The following is an 18,909-nucleotide window of genomic DNA, read 5'->3' as shown; positions in this document are numbered from 1 at the left end:
AAGGAGTTTGCGCCATGAAAAAAATCACCCCAAATCCCCCAGCGAACCTTTTCACGGTCGCTCAAGATATCGACACCGAAACCCTCCTGATTCAAGCCAGCGAAACTCTGGCCTCGCTTAACGCTATCACCACCGATCTGGCCTTCGAGCTCGAAGGTGAAAACCGTCAGAAGCTATTGGGTAGCCAACAATTGATCGTGCTGGGTGAGTTATTGATCGAGCGGGTGTTGTCCGTACTTCACCCCACAACCGGCACGTCACCTTCCCCGCAGTAGTAAAAATCAAAAGGCCGATTTGCTACGCAGCAACTCGGCCTTAAGAACCTTCAATCCTCGGCGCACCTTGGTTCAAAACAAGCAGGCTATCGGCGGCCGTTGACCCGCTGGGCAGAGCTCGAGGTATGGACTGCACATGACTGACGGCCAGTCATTCTCCTGCCACCACATAAACATCGCACCCGACTAAGGATCTGGCGGCACTGGCCTGGCACTCATCTTGGCATGCAGGAGGGTCCCCCCCTTTGTAACCAGCTTCTATCTGTCGACGAGTACCAGTTTCCTTCTCTCGATTGGCACCGATAAAACGATGCTGGTGCGCGTCTCGCCATAGTTATTGATCTTCGCGATAACGCTCTCAATGTCTGCCATCGACTTGGCATAGATTCTAATAAGGTAAGAGTCATTACCCGTAACGTGCAGGCATTCAACGACCTCTGGGATGTCGTTGAGCGTCGCGATCAACTTGGATTTTGATGGTTTGAAGGTCGTCATGCCGACAACGGCTGATATGCCAAACCCCAGCTTCGCTGGATCAACCTGAGCACAATAGCCAGAAATGATTCCCCCATCCTCGAGCTTTCGCAGACGGTCAGTTGTGGCAGGAATGGAAAGGCCCGCGTGCTTTGACAATTCGGTAATGGAAATGCGCCCCAAATCTTGCACCACGCTCAAGATTTTGATGTCTATACGATCCATGAAGGTCTTCCGTGAAAAAAGGTGAAAATTTTAATGAAGCTCATACAATTTCCATTAAAAAATAATCCATCAAAAAAGTAGTAAGTGCTAGCCTATTTTCAGCCCATGAAAACTCTACAAAAAAAAACAAACGACGAACTGCTTCACTTTTGAAACGTTGCCCAACAGAGTGAAGATTACCGAGCTTCTGCCGCATAAGTGGAATCCTGTCGAAGCGACTATTTTCCAAGCGTCTAATTTTTAGGAGAAAGCCATAAAGGCTTTATCAATTGTACGGCCCAGTGGCGGCCGAATCGCTTCTGGCGAGAAAATCCTCGAAGTCCGTCGTTGGCTTCCAGACTTAGATCCTTGCGAGGATCTCCTGATTGTGGAAAACGAGCGATTTCTCCATAACGATGGGGACGAAGACGATAACGGTATTGCCGTGGCAATTGTGCGCGTGAAAGCCGTGCGTCCCTTCATCCTCGCTGATATGCAAGCGGCCTGTGCAAGCTATTTTGAGGACGGCTGGCTCGCATGGGAGTTGAGTGACATAAGGCCAGTCACACCCCCTGTGACCATCCGTGCGGCACGGGGTATCTACGAGGTAGATTTCCTTCTCCCAGACAAACGCTGAACATTGAGCAAGATGTGTTGGGCAGACGCTTACTTTTAGCAGTGCAACCGTATCAGACATCTATCTCGCGATAGGACGTTTGAAAGCCTATATCGAGTTAAAAATGCAGCCCCTAGCGCTTTAATAGGGGCCGCTGCACGCTCCCTGTGGCCCTTATGCAGCAGCGGCAAGCATGACACCGGTGACCACTTGATACGCACCAAGGACGGTGATGGTCGATCCGGAAAAGTAGTTAATCAATTTGAGTTTTGACTTGGATATTCTGGTTTTGAATGCGGAGGAAAAACCGCTTAATCCAAGCCACCAAACCGCGGAACCTAGAAATATACCGGTCACCATTGGCCACACTGAAGGCTGGCCTTGGTCGCCGACCATGCCATCGCTCATTGACGCGAATATGGCGATGAACGACAAGATGGTCATCGGGTTCGATAAGGTCAAAAGCAATGTCGTCGAATAGGCTTTCATCATGCCGGCCCGTTCGCCCGACAAGGCGGTTGCAGGCTCCTTTGACTTTATCGTCTGGTAGCCGATGTAAGCCAGAAAAAGCCCGCCGAAAATGCACAGCCAGGGTTTGAACATAATCAGTGTTGTGATAATCGCGGTGATCCCTAACGCGCCTATAAAGCCATACATTGCGTCGGCGGTTGCTGCCCCTAACCCTGTTGCAAAACCTGACCTCCAGCCTCGCATAAGGCTGCGCTGTATACATAAAAGGCCTATTGGGCCGACGGGGGCTGCTATGCACAGTCCGATAATCATCGACTTCATAAAGATCAACATAAATCCCCCTCCGTAATTGAGTTTATAGATTAGATGCTGAACGCGCGCAGATGAATTAAATATTCAACTATTTTTGACAAGTTTATATATATTTTTAAGGCATAAATAAAAAACAACCTTACTTATTAAGGAAAGCAAAAAAAACCCTTCACATAGCGAAATCATTCACTCATCGGGTCAATTGACGCCCCTCTGCTTCAGCAATAGACCTGCTGAACGCCACTCGACGAGAGCGCCAAAAAAGAGGTTCCGAGTCGATCCGTCTATTCTTGGAGCGCCCCCAGCAGAATGAACGCTGCTTGATTTCACCCCTTCTTTGTGGCGAGAATTTTCGCCAAATGAAACATCCAATTTTAGTAAACCACCATACCTACAGCTCAACGGCATTTACGCCGAAGGCCCTTCAACAAAAAAGACGTCCACGGACGTCTTTTTTTGTACCTGAAATTCGCCCCCAATCACCCCCGCGCCGGCTCTCTGCGCAACGCCAACATCCCCACAAAAACCACCCCCACCACCCCCACCGCAATCATCAACCCATGCCCACTCACATAAGAAACCATCCCCCCCGTAACAATCGGCCCCAACACACTCCCCAACGTATAAAACATCGCAATCGCCGTCATCGCCGTAGAGACCTGATGCTCCCCCACCCGATCCCCCGCCTCAATCACCGCCAGGGTGTTCATGCCGCCAATCGCCCCGCCCCACAGAAACACGATGAGCGTCGCCAGCCAGGGAAGCGGCTGGCTGAATGGAATGGCGAATGTGCCTAGCAGCAGGATCAATCCGCAGACCAGTTGGCCGATTTTGTAGGAGCTGCGGTCGGCCATCCAGCCGATGGGCAGTTGCAGCAGGGTGCCGCCGATGCCGAAGACGGAGATCAGCAGGGTCGCGGCGGTGAGCAGGTAGCCGGCCGAGAGGCTGTAGCTGGCCAGGAATGATACGGATGAGGTTTCGGCGAAGCCGGCGATAAATGCGCCGCAGAGTGCGGTGGGGATGACGCTGAATAATTTGCCGTGGCGTTTTTCTGCCGGGGTTTGTGGTTGGGTGTCGTAGGGTCTGAGGGTGAGTGCCAGTAGGCCGGAGAGCAGGACGATGACGGCGCAGGCGTAGTAAGGCGCGGCGCTGCCGACGCCGAAGACCACCAGCAGCAGCGGGCCGACGGCGATGCCCAGGCCCATGAGGGTTTCGTGTACGCCAATCGCGCGGCCGCGTTCGTCTTTGGAAGCGACGGCGACGATCCAGGTATCGCAGGCGATCCAGCGCAGGATCAGGCCGATACCGAGGACAAAATTCAGCGCAAAAATCAGCACCAGGTGGTGAGTCAAGGTCATGCCGATCAATGCGCCCACGGTGAGCAGCGCACTGAGGATGTTGGTCTTGACCAGCCCCAGGTGGGCGAGCAAACGCGGCACCCATTTGTACAGCAGCAGGATCGCCAGCCACGAGGCGCTGACGATCACGCCGATCTTGGCCGGCTCCACGCCTTGCTGTTCCAGCGACAGCGAAAGCAGTGGCGTAACGGTGCCGATCTGCACGATCTGCGAGAGTGCCGAGAGGGTATTGATCTTGGTTAAGGCAAACCAGCGCTGTTTGTCGGTGTATTCGATGCTCGGACTTTCCATGGGTGACAGGCCTTGGTTAAGCAGCAGTAGAACGCCCGAACTGCCAAGGGGCAAAGTAGCGATTAGTACCCTGCCAACCTGCCAGGCACCAATATTCTTAATGACTAAGGATATAAAAACCGAGAGTTACCTTATCTAAAAAGAAGGTGTTTGAATCGCCCCAGGTTTCGTAGGCACCTCTTTCCCATTACCCTGACGACCTTTATCAGACAACCGGAAGTCAGATACCCGTGCTCAAGCCCCTCGCCGTCATCGCCCTCGCCTTCACGCCCTTTCTCGCCAACGCCGCCGACCTCGCGGGCGTGTGGCAGGGCACGCTGGGTAAATCCGCCATCACCGCCTGTTTCAACGGCGCCGACGGCGAACAGGGCAGTTACTACTACCAGCGCATTCTCACGCCGATCCAACTGACCCAGGCCAACGACAACGCACCGTGGGTGGAAGCCGGCAATACCGGGCTGTGGAAGCTGGACAAACCTCAGGGCGATACGCTCGCGGGCGCCTGGAGCAAAACCAAGGACGCCAAATCGCTGCCACTGGCCTTGAAACGCATCAGCACCGACGGCTGCGGCAGCGACGCCTACAACGCGCCCATGGAAGCCGCGCCGCTGCCGGTGAAGACCGAGAAAAAAAGCTTCGAAAACCACGCGTATCTGCTTAAGGCCCAAGGCGCACAGGTCACGATCAAGCTCGAGGGCGACAGCCCGGCGATTCAGAAGATCAACCAGCAACTCGCGGCTCTGGCCGTCAACGATGAGGCGCAGGCGGATTACTTCCAGGAACGCCGTGAGTACCTCGCACGAAACGGCTCGGGCTACACCAGCGAAATCGACGTCGAGCCTACGTATTGGTCATCGCAATTCATCACCGTAAAGTTCTATCGCTGGGCGGCGGGCACTGGCGCGCGGGGCATCAGCTGGGGCCTGCACTCCTGGAACCTGCAAACCGGCGAACGTGTTGACCCGTGGACCTGGCTCGGTGGCCAACAACAAGGGTATGACGTCTACTCCGGGCACGTGAAGTTGCCTGCCACCTTCAGCGCCTGGCTGGCCAAACAAACCACCACCGACGAGGGCTGCCCGGCAATCACCAGTTACGACAGCTTCGACCTGAGCTTCAACACCCAAGGCTTGCAACTCTCCACACGCGCCACGGGCGACGGCTGCGACAATGAGTTGAGCTTCACCTGGGCGCAATTGGAACCGGTACTCACCGAGCCAGGCAAAGCGGCGCTGCCCAGCTTGAAACTGCCTTGAATACGGGGCTGAGCGAGCCGTACAAAAACCCCACACTCGTTCACGAAATGTTAAGAAACGGATACATATACTGACCGATTAACATGGCCGCTCCCCCGAGCGGTCCCCTGCTTCGGTAGCCAGAACCATGACGCGTCCCGTTCCTCTGCTGCTCCTTCTCGTTGCTGTGTTGTTCTTCTTCGCCCTTGGCAGCCATGAGCTGCAAGGCTCCACTGAAGCCCGCGTCGCCGGGATCGCCATGGCCATGCACCTGGACAATGACTGGGTGATCCCGCGCCTGTTCCGTGAACCCTTCCTGGAAAAACCACCCCTGAGCCTGTGGCTGGATGCTGGCGCCATTCGCCTGTTTGGCGGCACCAGTTGGGCGGTGCGCCTGGCGTCGGCGTTCGCCGGGTTGTTCAGTGTGATGCTGTTTTACGCGATGCTGCGCAAGTTCGGGCGGCCGCAAACCCTGGCGTTCTGCGCCGCGCTGATCCTGGCGACCATGGCCAGTTACTGGGGCAATGTGCGCGGCGTGGGTGAGGACTCATTGCTCAGCCTCGGCGTGACCACAGCGCTGCTGGGGTTCTACCAGGCCGTGCGGACTGATCGCGAAGGCTCAAGTGGTTGGGCCTGGGCGATGTTTACCGTCGGCATGGTCATCGCCACGTTGAGCAAAGGCGTGCTGGGCCTGGCGATGCCGGGCATTGTGATTTTTGTGTATTTGCTCAGCACCAGCCTGATGGATAAACGCCTGCGCATCGGCGACTGGCTCAAGCCGGCGTTGTTCACGCTGCTGGCGCTGGTGCCGCTGTTGATCTGGCTGGGCTTCCTGTTCCAGCGCGGCGGTATGCAGGCGGTGGCTGAAGTGCTGTGGACCAACAGCGTAGGACGCTTCAGCGGCTCCTTCGTCGAGGCCGGGCATTACGAACCGATCTACTACTACATCGCCAAGCTGCCCGAAGCCTTTTTGCCGTGGAATATCCTGGTGTACCTGGGCCTGTGGCACTTTCGCAAAAGCCTGGTGCGCAACCGCTACCGCCTGTTTTTCAGCGTGTGGCTGGTGGCGCAGTTCACCCTGCTGACCCTGGCGTCGAGTAAACGCACGGTTTATTTGATGGCCCTCACGCCAGCCGCCGCCGTGCTGGCCGCGGAATATGCCGGGGTGTTGCTGGAATGGCTTAAAGCCCACAAACCGGCGATTTACCGCTACCACCGGCGCGTGATCGTCGGTGCTTTTACCCTGGCCATCCTCAGCTATATGAGCGCCGCGTTCTGGTTCGCGCCAAAGGCCGACAAACGCGAGTCGTTCGTGCCGGTGATCAGCCAGGCCAAAGCCTTTCAAACCGAAGGCAAGGACGTGGTGCTGTTCCAGCCTAACGAGCGTATCGCCGGGGCCAGCGTGTTCTATCTGCAGGCGTACTTGCCGATCCTGCAGACCGAAGCCGAGTTGCGCAGCTTCCTCACCGCCAAGCCCGGCAACATTGCGTTGCTGGACCGCACCGAACAGTTGAGCGAGAAGGTCAACGTGATCAAGGAAATGAAGATCGGCCGCCAGCCTTACTACTTTGTGACGCAGTAAGGCTAACGCGGGGCATCAATGCTTGGTGAGCTTGTCCAGGTAACCCATGGCAAACGCCGAGACCACGAAGGTCATGTGGATGATCACGTACCACATCAAATGCTGCGGATCGACGTTCTTGGCGTCCATGAAGATGCGCAGCAGGTGGATGGACGAAATCGCCACGATGGAAGCCGCCACTTTCATCTTCAGCGACGAAGAGTCCATGGTGCCCAGCCAGTTGAGCTTCTCTTTGTTCTCATCGATATCCAGCTGCGAGACGAAGTTCTCGTAGCCGGAAATCATCACCATCACCAGCAAACCGCCGACCAGCGCCATGTCGATCAACGACAGCAGCAACAGGATCACTTCCGATTCCAACATGGTGAAGATGTTGGGCAGGACGTGGATGATTTCCTGGAAAAACTTCAGCGCCAGGATCAGCAGACCCAGGGAAAGCCCCAGGTAAATCGGCGCCAGCAGCCAGCGCGAGGCGTACATCGTATTTTCGATAAAGCGTTCCATCAGATCTCACACAGCCAGGCTAAAAATGGCCGCGAGTATACCAGCCGCCTCCAAACAGCTGGAACCACGAGAAAACTGATCTGTACGGCATCTGTAAGAGAATTTTTCTGCTAGTGTCGAGTCCTCTCACTCGGCTCGATGATGTCGGACAGGAAGATTCAGATGACGGATGTGCGATCCCCTTTGGCCACCCTTGGCCTGTGTGCGGTGTTGCTGATGGCTGGTGGCTGCTCCCCGAAAGAAGAGCAGAAGCAGGCCACCCTCGAAGAGAAAACCGCAAAGTTCGAACAATCGCTGGACAGCATTCAAGACCCCAAACTCAGAGACGCCATCGCCGACCTCGGCGGCTCCCTGTTGTTGCTGGAACGGGCGCGCGTCAAGCTCGCCAACAAGCCTATCGAAGCCGAATACGGTGAAGATACCCTGGCCCTGCTCACGCACTACCCCACGCCCCAAGCCTTGGTCGACACCTACATCAACGGCCTGTTCGTGCTGCGCAAAGCCTCGCACTCCGACTACCTGACCGATTTGCAGCCGGTATTCCCGTTCAGCTCCAACAGCCCCGACCAGTTCCCCTTCCCCCACGGCCTGGAATGGCAGTCGGTGACCTTGAGCAACAATAAAGTCATCCCCTTCCAGCCGGAATGGTCGGAAACCGACCCGGGTATCCAGTTGAGCCCCAGCAGCTCCAACCTGACCAACCCCGATGACTTGACCGTAACCTACCCGTTTATCGAAGGCGTCGAGACCGACAACAAGAGCCAGCCGCAGCCAGTCAGCCTCAAAGGCTCGGTTGAAGTGGTCGCGCCGGGCAAGGTGCTGACCTTCGACCTGTCGAAAAAAGACGTAGGCCACAAGCGCACCGAAGGCAATATCACCCTCAACCTGCTGTTGCTTGAAAAAAACTACGCCGAGATTGAACTGACCAACAGCGAACCGCTGGCGCCGGAAGTCGGCGATGAATCGCCCAACCCATTGCTGGTGCAGGCCCGCGACAGCACCGGGCAGTACCTGACCCGCTCGGGTTCAATCAACGAAAATGCCGCGCAAGTGGCGTTCTACGAGAAACAACTGGCCGAGATGCAAAAGCAGAATGCCTGGTCGGATGCCTTTGAAAAACAACTCACCGACGAACAAAAAGCCTTCGAGCACAAACAGAGCAGCCACTACGCCAAGGTGTATTTCAATGGCCTGATCGACACCCTGCAGGTCGATGTACTGGACTTCTCCAAAGCCACCCTCACCCGCAAAGACCTGGACCTGCCGGTGCAGCGCTTCGACAAGAACAGCCTGCAAAGCAGCGTGCAAGCGCTGCCGATGCCGGTCACCGTGTACGACGACAGCGCCGCCAGTTGGCTTAAAGACGCCGCCATGACCGAGGACCAGCTGAAAAAAAGCGTGACCATCACCCAGTCGACCGAAGACGCCAGCGCGGCGAAGATCGTGTTTGACCACCCGTTCACGTTCAATGACGACCTGGTCGGTGCTGATCGCAACAACAGCGACGCGCCCATCACCTTCTTCACGGCGGACGACAAAGGCGAGCGCGGCGAGCCGATTGAACTGCCCACCGAGGCCTTCGAGCTGAACGCCGGCAGCGGCACACTCACCTATGACCTCAACCTGTTCCCGGAAAACCCGGCCTTTGTGGTGGGCTCGGTGCCGCTGTTTTTGGCCACCATCGAAAAAAACACGATAGACGTGGCCAAGCTGCCTAAAGGCCTGTCGCTCAAGGACAACGCGCTGATCGTCGACCAAAAGGAATTCCCCGCCGACAGCTGGCGCTTCTACGCCAAGGACGCCACGGGCAAGTACCTCAAGGAAATCCTCGGCGTGAGCCACCGCGCCGAGGAATACGGCACGGCGCTGTTTGATGTGCATTACTTCTACGGCCAGCCGACCAGCCTGGAAAGCTACCAGCGCACCGAACTGAACACCGTGCAATACGGTTTTGAGGTCAAGCTGGATAAGCCCGAGAGCAAGTAACCCCGCCGATCCTCCCCACGCTCCGCGTGGGAATGCATCCCGTGACGCTCCGCGTCACCTGCCCACGGCTTGAACCTGCGCTGGCTGCGGGACGCGGAGCGTCCGGGGCGGCATTCCCACGCGGAGCGTGGGAACGATCATCACAGCGCCAATCGCCCTCGCCCGCCGTTGAGTTGTCGCAGATCTGCAGGTCATCAGCAGCGCATAGCCATGCAACGTCAGGCTATCGATCGTTCCCACGCTCCGCGTGGGAATGCATCCCGTGACGCTCCGCGTCACCTGCACACGGCTTGAACATGCGCTGGCTGCGGGACGCGGAGCGTCCGGAGCGGCATTCCCACGCGGAGCGTGGGAACGATCAATGGTGAGTATCGCTGACCGGATGCGAGCGCCCGCCGTTGAGTTGTCGCAGATGGGCCTGCAGGTGCAGGCACCAGATCTGCGGGTCATCGGCCAGCGCATAGCCGTGCAAGGTCAGGCTTTGCACAATCGACTCCAGAATGGTTTCTGCCACGAATGGCCCATGGAAAGGGCCTTGGGACTTGATGGTGGACGGCTGCTCGCCGGTCATGCCGGCAGCAAACAACAAGGTCCACATGCCGTTATCCCCCGCAAGCGGGCGAATGGAGCATTCGATACGGGTGACCAGGCCCAGGCATTGGCGGGTAAGGCAAAGGTTGCGCGACATGGCGGCGCCCCTCGGTAGATCGGTGTTCAGCCTCAATCACGCGGGGAGGCTGTCTCTGTCCTGCGACTCCTGTGGATATCCCTAAAAGTCAGAATAGAAGAAAACCAGTACAAACCAAGGTTGTAGGGACCAACGGGCGTTGGTCCCTGAAATGGGAGTCAATTTTGTGACGAAACACCACCGATCCAATGTGGGAGCTGGCTTGCCTGCGATGACTGACTCATAGCCGACACTTCTGCTGGCTGACCCACCGCTATCGCAGGCAAGCCAGCTCCCACATTTACCGCGTTCCGAACAGCAGATCAGGTTGGCTGGGTTTGCGCCAACGCCTGCTGGGCCAGCTCCTTCTCCGCCTCCTTCAAATCATCCTCACTGATCATCTCGGCGATCGCACGCAACCGCTCAACCACGCGCGCATTCACTGTGCCTTCGGGGAATTGCCCTTCTTCGTCCGGCTCACCGGCAGGCTCGCCCACCAACAGGCTCAGCGCCTCGTCGGCCTGGCGCACGGCATAGATATGGAACTGCCCGTCGCGCACGGCTTGCAGCACCTTCTCGTCGAGCATCAGCGTGGCCACGTTGGCCTGCGGGATGATTGCGCCCTGCTCGCCGGTCAAGCCGCGTGCTTCACAGAGGCGGAAGAAGCCTTCGATCTTCTCGTTGACCCCACCCACCGCCTGCACTTCACCGAACTGGTTGATTGAGCCGGTGATGGCAAAACACTGCTTGAGCGGCGTTTTCGACAAGGCCGAAATCAAGGTACACGCCTCGCCCAACGACGCACTGTCACCGTCCACGTAACCGTAGGACTGCTCCAACGCGATACTGGCCGAGATCGCCAGCGGGAATTCCTGGGCATAACGACTGCCCAGGTAACCGGTGAGGATCATCACGCCCTTGGAGTGGATCGGCTGGCCGAGGTTAACTTCGCGCTCGATGTCGACAATGCCGCTGCCGCCCGGGTACACCGTGGCGGAAATCCGCGCCGGCACGCCGAACGCCGAATCACCGACTTCCAGCACGGTCAGCCCGTTGCACTTGCCGACCGCCGCACCGGCGGTGTCGATCAGGATGACCCCGGCGAGCATGTCGTCGAGAATCCGCGCCGATACACGCCCGGTGCGCGTGGCCTTGGCCTTGAGCGCCCGTTCGATATGGCCGGCATCAGTCATCTCGTCGCCCGCCAGGTGGCGGATAAAGTCCGCCTCGCTGACCAGTTGGAACAAGTCGCCAATGCGCGCCGACAGACGCCCTTGGTGCTCCGCCAACCGTGCGCTGTAAGTGGCCAACCGCGCCACCGCGTCCGAGGTCAACGGCGCCATGCCTTCTTCCGAGGTGCGGGTTTTGAGCAACTGGGCGAACTGTTCCAGGCTTTCGTCGACCATCGGGATGTCTTCGTCGAAGTCCACCAGCACGCGGAACATCTCCTGGAAGTCCGGGTCGGCGTCCTGCAACGCGTAGTACAGCTGGCGCGAGCCGATGATGATGACCTTGACCTGCAACGGGATCATCTGCGGGTTGAGGGTCACGGTGGCCAAGCGGCCCAGCTCGCCCAGCGGCGATTCCATCTTCAGCTTGCGCGACTGCAAGGAGCGCTTGAGCGCGTCCCACACAAACGGCTCGCTGAGCATTTTCTCGGCTTCCAGGATCAGGAAACCGCCATTGGCGCGGTGCAACGCGCCCGGACGCAACTGGCGATAGGTGGTGTAGAGCGCGCCTTGGTCGGTGCTGTATTCGATACGGCCGAACAGGTTGTCGTAGGTCGGGTGCGGTTCAAACACCACCGGCGCGCCGCCATTGACCGAATGGCCCACCACCAGGCTTGGGCAATATTGCTCTTCGAGCAGCTTGCGCGCCTGGGCGTCGGTCTTGGCGTCGTCGACCAATTGCTCAACCACGGTTTTCAGCAGGTAGACCTGCATGGCTTGCAGGTAACCGCAAACGCCTGCGTTCTCTGCGTATTTTTCCGACAGAGGCGCCAGCAAAGGTTGCAGGGCCAGGGTGATGGTTTCTTCGTTGAATTGGCGCAGTTGGTTGTTGGACTCACGCTTCCACTGCGGCAGGCTGGCCAGTTCTTCGTTGAGGCGCTCTTCCAGCTCGGAAATATCCGTGTGGAAGCGCTCGCGATCGACTTCCGGCAGTTGCGAGAACTCGGCTTCGTCCAGCGCCTTGCCGTCGAGCATCGGCGTGAAGGCGATGTTGGAGCTGTCGCGGTACAGCGCCACGTCTTTTTCCAGCGCCAGGCGCTCGATCACGTCCAACGCCTTGTCGTAACGCTGGTTGAAGGCGCGGTCGATGGCGCTTTTGCGCTGTTGATAGGTCGGGTGTTCGAACACGGCCGGGAACGTGGCGACAAGGTTGTCGACCAAGCCGTTGATATCGGCGATGAACGCCGCCGCAGCGCCGCCCGGCAATTCCAGGGCACGCGGTTCGCGCGGCTCGTCAAAATTGTTGACGTAGACCCAGTCCGCCGGGGTCTGCAGGCGTTTGCCTTCGGCTTTCAGGTAGCGTTTGACGAACGAAAAGCGGCCGGTACCGGGCTCGCCCATGACAAACACGTTGTAACCGGGGCGTGGCATCGCCACACCGAACTGCAACGCTTCTACTGCGCGTTCCTGGCCAAGCACACCGCGAAAGGGCTCCAAATCATTGGTGGTCGAGAAGCTGAACTGTTCAGCGGAGAAAGGGCGAGTCAGCGCTTCGGGCGCTAGACGCAAGCTGGCAGCAACAGGATCAGGCATCGGGCTTCCTTACATCAGGCGGGGCAGATGACGGCATTCTGGCTCTCGCTGACGCGCTCTGGCAAGGCGAGCCTGTGGGAAAGCATAGACAGGGGATGCGTCTTACAAAAAAATCGCTGCCACGCTCGACAACCACACGGATTGTTTTATAAAAAATAACGGAACCCTAGGAACGTGCCTAAACTCCAAACTGCGCGGGTTGGACTAATAACTGGCCCCTAGGGCGCTGCGACGCGCCTGAACCCTTGTCCATTGGTTTGCACACAAAGAGAACAAAGCTATGAAACGGATCCTTCTTGGTACTCTCTTCACCGTTGTCTCCCTCAATGCAATGGCTGAATCGCCAGGTGGCCCGAACTGCGGTTGGGGCAACATGCTGTTCGAAGGCCAGCGCGGTACTCCCGCTCACTTCCTCGCTTCCACCACCAACGGCACCTCGGGTAACGCCACTTTCGGCATGACCTCGGGCACCAACGGTTGCAGCACCAACAGCGCCCTGACCTACGGCGGCAAGTCCTGGATTGCCATGAATGGCATGATGAACGAGCTGTCCGAAGACATGGCCAAAGGCAACGGCGAAGCGCTGACCACCTACGCGGTGGTACTGGGCGTTGCACCGGAAGATCGCGAGCACTTCGCGGCCGTGACCCACGAGCACTTCCAGCAGATCTTCAGCAAAGCTGACGTGACCGCCGACGACGTGCACAACAACACCCTGGCTGTACTGAAAAGCGATACCCGCCTGGCCAAATACGCCACCCAGGCTTAAGCTCGACTGGCCCGCGCCTTTCGAGGCGCGGGTTTTATTTCTGGTTTTATTTTTGGTTCTATTTTTGGTTCTATTTTTGGGCCCGCCTCCCCTTTGGGTCTCACTACTTCCGACTTAAGTTGCCCTTATGCTCAAACGCTTTGCCTGGCTGGCACTCTTCGCCTGCGCCCCGCTGTACGCGGCGCCGCATATTGATGATCAACGTTTGCAGCAACTGGCCAACGATCCGTTCTGGCTGTCTTTGGGCCATTACGAAGCCGGCAAGCTCAAGGGCTGGCGCAGCTATGTCAGCGACAAAAAGTTCTTCCTCGCCCCCGATGGCGCCCACCACCCGGACCAGGAACTGCAGGCCACCGTTGAGGCGCTGTACGCCCCGGCCAGCCTCGGCGAAAAGCACGCCCAATGCGTTTACCCCGCACGTACCCGCTGGCTCAAGAGTCAGTTGAACCTCACCGACTTGCCCGCGCTGGAGTGCAAAGAATTCACCCAATGGTTCAAGGACGTCGCGCCCCACAGCGCGGTGATGATCTTCCCGGCGGCCTACCTCAACAGCCCGTCGTCGATGTTCGGCCACACCCTGCTGCGTATCGACCAGGCTGACGTGCAGAGCAACAACACCGCGCTGCTGAGCTACGCGATCAACTTCGGCGCCTATATCGAAGGCTCCGACAACAGCATTCTCTATGCCTGGAAAGGCCTGATGGGCGGCTATCCCGGCCTGTTTGCGCTGGTGCCGTACCAGGAAAAGCTCTCGGAATACCGTAGCCTCGAAAACCGCGACCTGTGGGAATACCGCCTCAACCTGACCCAGCTTGAGACCGAGCGCATGGTCCGGCACGTGTGGGAGCTCAAGCAGATCCAGTTCGACTACTTCTTCTTCGATGAAAACTGCTCCTATCGCCTGCTGGAGCTGCTGCAAGTGGCGCGCCCGAGCCTGCGCCTGACCGAGCAATTCCCGCTCACGGCGATCCCCACCGACACCGTTAAAGCGGTAAAAGAAGCGGGTTTGGTGGAGAAAATCGACTATCGCCCGTCCCGCGAACGTGAACTGCTCGAACGCGCCAAACCGTTGGATGGCGACGAGCAGCAATGGGTGCTGAAAATCAGCGATGACCAGAAGCAATTGCAGGAGCCGGCCTTCAAAGCCCTGCCCCGCGAGCGTCAGGCACTGATTATCGACGCCGCCTATCGCCTCGGCCGCTACCGCGCCAATGGCTTGGAGCGCGACACCGAACGCTCGCAACGCAGCTTCGAACTGCTGCGCGCGATCAACCAGAACCCGGCGCCCGACCTTAAAATCGAACGCCCCGGCCTGCCCGAAGACGGCCACGAGTCGCGCACCTGGCAAGCCGGCATCGGCACCCGCGGCAGCAAAACCTTCGGCGAATACGGCCTGCGCATGGCCTACCACGACCTCAATGACAACGCCGAAGGCTTCCCGCTGGGCGCGCAGATTGAAATTTTGCAGATGAAACTGCGCCAATACGAAGGCAACCACTGGCAACTGCAACAGCTGGACCTGGCCACCATCCGCTCCCTGACCCCGCGTAATGCGCTGTTGCAGCCGTGGTCATGGCAAGTGACCGGCGGCCTGGAGCGCGTGCCGGGCAAGCACGACGACGAAACCCTCGTCGCCCATGTCAACGGCGGCGCCGGCGGTACCTGGCAACTCACCGACGACATGCTGGGTTTTGCCCTCGGCACCGTGCGTGTGGAACATAACAACGACTTCAGCGAAGCCATCTCACCGGCTGCCGGGTTCAACACCGGCGTGCTGTGGAAAAACCCGCTGGGGAATCTGAGCCTTGAGGCCAAGGGTGATTTCTTCACCAATGGCGAAGTGCGGCGCAGTATCAGCCTGAACCAGCAGTGGGAATTGTCGCGCAACCTGGGCCTGCGGTTGAGTGCCCAGCGTGAGTACAGCCATTTGTCGACGCCAGTGAATGAAGTGATGCTTGAAGTGAAGTGGTATCACTACTAACCACCCCAGATCGCTCCCACGCAGAGCGTGGGAGCGATCAATGGCGGAGTGTCAGTTGTTGATTTTTAGCTGACATACCGCTATCGCAGGCAAGCCAGCTCCCACACTTTTTTGCGCCTGACTTGAGCTCTGCGCCGTTCACAGTTCAAAGGTGGGAGCCGGGCTTGCCCGCGATGGCGGTCGTCCAGGTAATGATGCATTGACTGACTCACCGCTTTCGCGAGCACGCGCGCTCCCACATTTGGTCCGTGCATATCCCGACACATCGCAATCAGGAGTTCCATCAACATGGCTGTTAACTGCACCTCCCTTGAACAAGTCCGCGAAAACATCGACCGCCTCGACCAACAAATCGTCACCCTGCTGGCCGAGCGCGGCCACTACGTTTCCCAGGCTGCGCGCTTTAAGAAAGACGCCGATGGCGTCAAGGCGCCACAACGGGTTGAACAGGTGATCGCCAAAGTGCGGGGTTTATCCGAGGCGGTGGGCGCCAACCCTGAGGTCACTGAGCAGGTGTATCGCGCAATGATTGCGGCGTTTATTCAGCAAGAGCTGGCTGAACATGCCGCACTGACGACCGACCAGACGACATAACCCCCTTTGTGGCGAGCAGGCTTGCCCTGCGTTGGGCTGCGCAGCAGCCCCGATCTTTTGGGGCCGCTCCGCGCCCCAGCGGGAGCAAGCTCCCTCGCCACAGGACAGCGCCTGTCTTTAGGTCGTTCCCGCGCAGAGCGTGGCCTGGCCCTTTAACTCAACACTTTTCTCACCGCCCTTTCACGCCTCCCCGACAAATCCCTGACTAGACTTCCCCTATCAGCCGTAAAGCGGCCAGGGAGTACGCCATGTGGCGGTCTGCAGTAATGCTGTGTGCGCTAGTGTGGTTGTCGGGTTGCCAGTCCACCCATCAGGATTTGATCGCCAAGGGTTATCCTCCGGCCTTTGCCGATGGCTTTGACGACGGTTGCAGCAGTGGTCGCCAGGCCGCTGGGGTCATCAGTGGGGAGTTTCGCAAGAATGTGCCGCGCTATCTCAAAGACCGTCAATACGCCGAAGGCTGGGAAGATGGCTTTCGCCAGTGCAAGGCCATGCGCGAGAACGAGGAGTTGCGCGACTACAAGGACAACCACTGGGATGACCGTGAACGCGCCTGGCAACAGGAGAAGGATCGCGACGCTGCCCGCGTCTATCGCCAGTAGTAGGTGGTTTTTCTGAAAAGCGGACGCAGAGCGTCCAGGGCTGCATGCCCACGCAGAGCGTGGGAACGATCACGCGGCGATCATGGCCCAAACTCCATAGAGGGAGAACTCCATGAGCCGAGCTTTTGTAAATGAGGACAACGCCGCCGCCCAGGCCGACCAGCCGGTGGAGCGCCTGGTGAGTGAACAGCCCAATCGTCTCACCGCGCAAGGGTTAGCGCAGTTGCAGGCCAAGGTTGCGCAGTTGCAGCAGGAATACAGCCTCGAATCCGCCCGGGACAATAAGCAGCGGCTGGCGGACCTTGAGCGCGATTTGCGCTACTTCAACCAGCGTGTGCAAAGCGCCCAGGTGATGCCACCAGCGACGTCTACCGACAAGGTGCAAATCGGCAGTTGGGTCACCTTCGCCAACGAGCAGGACGAGCAGCAGCGCATTCAACTGGTCGGCGAAGACCAGGCCGACGCCCACGCCCGCCTGATCAACTGGGGCTCACCGCTGGGCCGCGCATTGCTGGGCGCCCAGGTCGGCGACGAAGTACTGTGGAAGCGCCCCGTCGGCGATCAGTTGATCGAAGTGCTGCGGGTCGAACCCGAGGCCTAGACGATGCCTTGGGCCAGCATCGCATCAGCGACTTTCACAAAGCCCGCGATGTTCGCGCCCTTCACGTAGTTGACCCGGCCGTTTTCTTCGCCGTAATGCACGCAGGCATGGTGGATCGACTGCATGATGTTGTGCAACTTGCTGTCGACTTCGCCCGCGGTCCACAGCAGGCGCATGGCGTTCTGCGACATTTCCAGGCCACTCACGGCCACGCCACCGGCGTTGGAGGCTTTGCCCGGTGCGAACAGAATGCCCGCCTCGATAAAGATATCCACAGCCTCCAAAGTGGTCGGCATGTTGGCGCCTTCGGCCACGCAGAGACAGCCGTTGCGCAGCAGCGTGCGGGCGGCGTCGGCGTCGAGTTCGTTCTGGGTCGCGCAGGGCAGCGCGATGTCGCAGGCCAACTCCCAAGGGGTTTTGCCTTGGCGGAACTCCAGGCCGAAACGCACGGCCAGTTCGCTGATGCGGCCGCGCTGCACGTTTTTCAGCTCCAGCAGCGCCGACCATTGCTCCTCGGTCAAACCGCTTTCGGCGTACAAGGTGCCTTCGGAGTCGGAGAGGGAAACCACCTTGCCGCCCAGGTCCATGACTTTGCGCGCTGCGTATTGCGCGACGTTGCCGGAACCGGAGACGGCCACGCGCTTGCCCTCAACCCGCTGGCCGTTGCGCTTGAGCATTTCTTCAGCGAAGTACACGCAACCAAAGCCGGTGGCTTCAGGGCGGATCAGGCTGCCACCGTAGGCCATGCCTTTGCCGGTCAGCACTGAGGTGAACTGGTTGCTCAGGCGTTTGTACTGGCCAAACAGGAAGCCGATTTCACGCGCACCCACGCCGATATCGCCAGCCGGCACATCCACATCTGCGCCGATGTGGCGGTACAACTCGCTCATGAACGCCTGGCAGAAGCGCATCACTTCGGCGTCGCTCTTGCCCTTGGGGTCGAAGTCCGCGCCGCCTTTGCCGCCGCCCATGGGCAGCGAGGTCAGGGAGTTTTTGAAGGTCTGTTCGAAGGCGAGGAATTTCAGCACGCCCAGGTTCACCGACGGGTGAAAACGCAGGCCGCCTTTATAGGGGCCGATGGCGCTGTTCATCTGGATGCGAAACCCGCGATTGACCTGCACCTTGCCGTGATCATCCACCCACGACACCCGGAAGGTGATCGCGCGTTCCGGCTCGCAGATGCGCTCCAAAATGCCCGAGGTCAGGTAGTGGGGGTTGGCTTCAAGAAACGGCCACAGGCTGCGCAGGACTTCTTCTACGGCCTGGTGGAACTCCGGCTGGTCGGGGTCGCGTTTCCTGAGGCGCGAAAGGAAGGATTCGACAGATTCGATCATGGAGAAGTCTCGGCAAATTGATTGTTTTTAAATGAGATTGAGCCGGACCTTAGCAATTCATGTTGCACCTGAAAAGCGCAAAATGTCGCCTTTGTGAATTTAAATGGTGCTTTATATATAAATTACTTTGATTTTTTGCACCAATAAGGGGATTTCAAATCAGTAAATGCACCAACCGTGAAACCGCTATCGCAGGCAAGCCAGCTCCCACATTTGATCGGGTTGCCAATGTGAAATGCGGTCGAAGGTGGGAGCTGGCTTGCCTGCGATAAATCCACCTCGGTCTTCCTG

18 protein-coding genes are annotated in these 18,909 nt (G+C 58.4%); 10 read left to right on the top strand and 8 right to left on the bottom strand.

Annotated features, from left to right (window positions below; genetic code table 11):
- Nucleotides 1-14 precede the first annotated feature (14 nt).
- Nucleotides 15-275 carry a DUF6124 family protein gene (locus AOA62_RS01365; RefSeq protein WP_099547631.1) on the top strand — a complete coding sequence of 87 codons (261 nt, stop codon included), beginning with the start codon at nt 15-17 and terminating at the stop codon, nt 273-275.
- A gap of 258 nt (nt 276-533) precedes the next feature.
- Here AOA62_RS01365 and AOA62_RS01360 read toward each other — a convergent pair whose 3' ends face one another.
- The gene (locus AOA62_RS01360; protein ID WP_099547630.1) at nt 534-974 is read right to left on the bottom strand and encodes an Lrp/AsnC family transcriptional regulator; all 441 of its coding nucleotides are present in this window, start codon (nt 972-974) and stop codon (nt 534-536) included.
- 40 nt (nt 975-1,014) lie between these two features.
- Complete coding sequence (locus AOA62_RS31680) at nt 1,015-1,170, bottom strand: hypothetical protein (RefSeq protein ID WP_158235110.1); 156 nt, start codon at nt 1,168-1,170, stop codon at nt 1,015-1,017.
- A gap of 57 nt (nt 1,171-1,227) precedes the next feature.
- On the opposite strand from AOA62_RS31680, the gene AOA62_RS01355 reads away from it, so the two are divergent.
- Nucleotides 1,228-1,590, top strand: a complete 363-nt coding sequence (locus AOA62_RS01355) for an ASCH domain-containing protein (RefSeq protein WP_099547629.1) — start codon at nt 1,228-1,230, stop codon at nt 1,588-1,590.
- A 153-nt stretch (nt 1,591-1,743) separates the two neighbouring features.
- Here AOA62_RS01355 and AOA62_RS01350 read toward each other — a convergent pair whose 3' ends face one another.
- Both AOA62_RS01350 and AOA62_RS01345 read right to left on the bottom strand, forming a co-directional pair.
- Nucleotides 1,744-2,373, bottom strand: a complete 630-nt coding sequence (locus AOA62_RS01350; protein ID WP_017139287.1) for a LysE/ArgO family amino acid transporter — start codon at nt 2,371-2,373, stop codon at nt 1,744-1,746.
- Between the two features lie 458 nt (nt 2,374-2,831).
- Nucleotides 2,832-4,001, bottom strand: coding sequence for an MFS transporter (locus AOA62_RS01345; RefSeq protein WP_099547628.1), 1,170 nt, complete (start codon nt 3,999-4,001; stop codon nt 2,832-2,834).
- A gap of 230 nt (nt 4,002-4,231) precedes the next feature.
- On the opposite strand from AOA62_RS01345, the gene AOA62_RS01340 reads away from it, so the two are divergent.
- A complete protein-coding gene (locus tag AOA62_RS01340) occupies nt 4,232-5,257 on the top strand; it encodes a hypothetical protein (RefSeq protein ID WP_099547627.1) in 1,026 nt (341 codons plus the stop codon).
- Between the two features lie 127 nt (nt 5,258-5,384).
- Entirely contained in the window at nt 5,385-6,818 is a 1,434-nt protein-coding gene (locus tag AOA62_RS01335; RefSeq protein ID WP_017139290.1) for a glycosyltransferase family 39 protein, read from the top strand.
- Between the two features lie 15 nt (nt 6,819-6,833).
- Here AOA62_RS01335 and AOA62_RS01330 read toward each other — a convergent pair whose 3' ends face one another.
- The gene (locus AOA62_RS01330) at nt 6,834-7,322 is read right to left on the bottom strand and encodes a TIGR00645 family protein (protein WP_017139291.1); all 489 of its coding nucleotides are present in this window, start codon (nt 7,320-7,322) and stop codon (nt 6,834-6,836) included.
- A gap of 162 nt (nt 7,323-7,484) precedes the next feature.
- Here AOA62_RS01330 and AOA62_RS01325 point away from each other — a divergent pair, with 162 nt between their 5' ends.
- Nucleotides 7,485-9,308 (top strand): hypothetical protein, encoded by a 1,824-nt coding sequence (locus AOA62_RS01325; protein ID WP_099547626.1) that lies wholly within the window; start codon nt 7,485-7,487, stop codon nt 9,306-9,308.
- A 358-nt stretch (nt 9,309-9,666) separates the two neighbouring features.
- Here the strand turns inward: AOA62_RS01325 and AOA62_RS01320 are convergent, their stop codons facing one another.
- Together AOA62_RS01320 and AOA62_RS01315 are read right to left on the bottom strand one after the other, a co-directional pair.
- On the bottom strand, nt 9,667-9,996 hold the full coding sequence (locus AOA62_RS01320) for a hypothetical protein (protein WP_099547625.1): 330 nt from the start codon (nt 9,994-9,996) through the stop codon (nt 9,667-9,669).
- Nucleotides 9,997-10,298: 302 nt separating this feature from the next.
- Complete coding sequence (locus AOA62_RS01315) at nt 10,299-12,737, bottom strand: Lon protease family protein (protein WP_056858239.1); 2,439 nt, start codon at nt 12,735-12,737, stop codon at nt 10,299-10,301.
- Between the two features lie 280 nt (nt 12,738-13,017).
- Here AOA62_RS01315 and AOA62_RS01310 point away from each other — a divergent pair, with 280 nt between their 5' ends.
- From AOA62_RS01310 to AOA62_RS01290, 5 genes are all read left to right on the top strand, one after another.
- Entirely contained in the window at nt 13,018-13,506 is a 489-nt protein-coding gene (locus AOA62_RS01310) for a DUF3015 domain-containing protein (RefSeq protein ID WP_017139294.1), read from the top strand.
- A 127-nt stretch (nt 13,507-13,633) separates the two neighbouring features.
- Nucleotides 13,634-15,487 (top strand): DUF4105 domain-containing protein, encoded by a 1,854-nt coding sequence (locus tag AOA62_RS01305; protein WP_099547624.1) that lies wholly within the window; start codon nt 13,634-13,636, stop codon nt 15,485-15,487.
- 288 nt (nt 15,488-15,775) lie between these two features.
- Nucleotides 15,776-16,081, top strand: a complete 306-nt coding sequence (locus AOA62_RS01300; protein ID WP_017139296.1) for a chorismate mutase — start codon at nt 15,776-15,778, stop codon at nt 16,079-16,081.
- A 248-nt stretch (nt 16,082-16,329) separates the two neighbouring features.
- A complete protein-coding gene (locus AOA62_RS01295) occupies nt 16,330-16,683 on the top strand; it encodes a hypothetical protein (protein WP_099547623.1) in 354 nt (117 codons plus the stop codon).
- A 112-nt stretch (nt 16,684-16,795) separates the two neighbouring features.
- On the top strand, nt 16,796-17,284 hold the full coding sequence (locus tag AOA62_RS01290; RefSeq protein WP_099547622.1) for a GreA/GreB family elongation factor: 489 nt from the start codon (nt 16,796-16,798) through the stop codon (nt 17,282-17,284).
- Here the strand turns inward: AOA62_RS01290 and gdhA are convergent.
- The gene (gene gdhA / locus AOA62_RS01285) at nt 17,281-18,618 is read right to left on the bottom strand and encodes an NADP-specific glutamate dehydrogenase (protein ID WP_099547621.1); all 1,338 of its coding nucleotides are present in this window, start codon (nt 18,616-18,618) and stop codon (nt 17,281-17,283) included. The two genes, AOA62_RS01290 and gdhA, sit on opposite strands and share 4 nt — an antisense overlap.
- Nucleotides 18,619-18,909 lie beyond the last annotated feature (291 nt).

It is taken from the genome of Pseudomonas sp. 2995-3 (assembly GCF_002742565.1).
In the GTDB taxonomy this organism is placed as follows: domain Bacteria; phylum Pseudomonadota; class Gammaproteobacteria; order Pseudomonadales; family Pseudomonadaceae; genus Aquipseudomonas; species Aquipseudomonas edaphica.
This window is presented reverse-complemented; position numbering and strand designations above follow the sequence as displayed.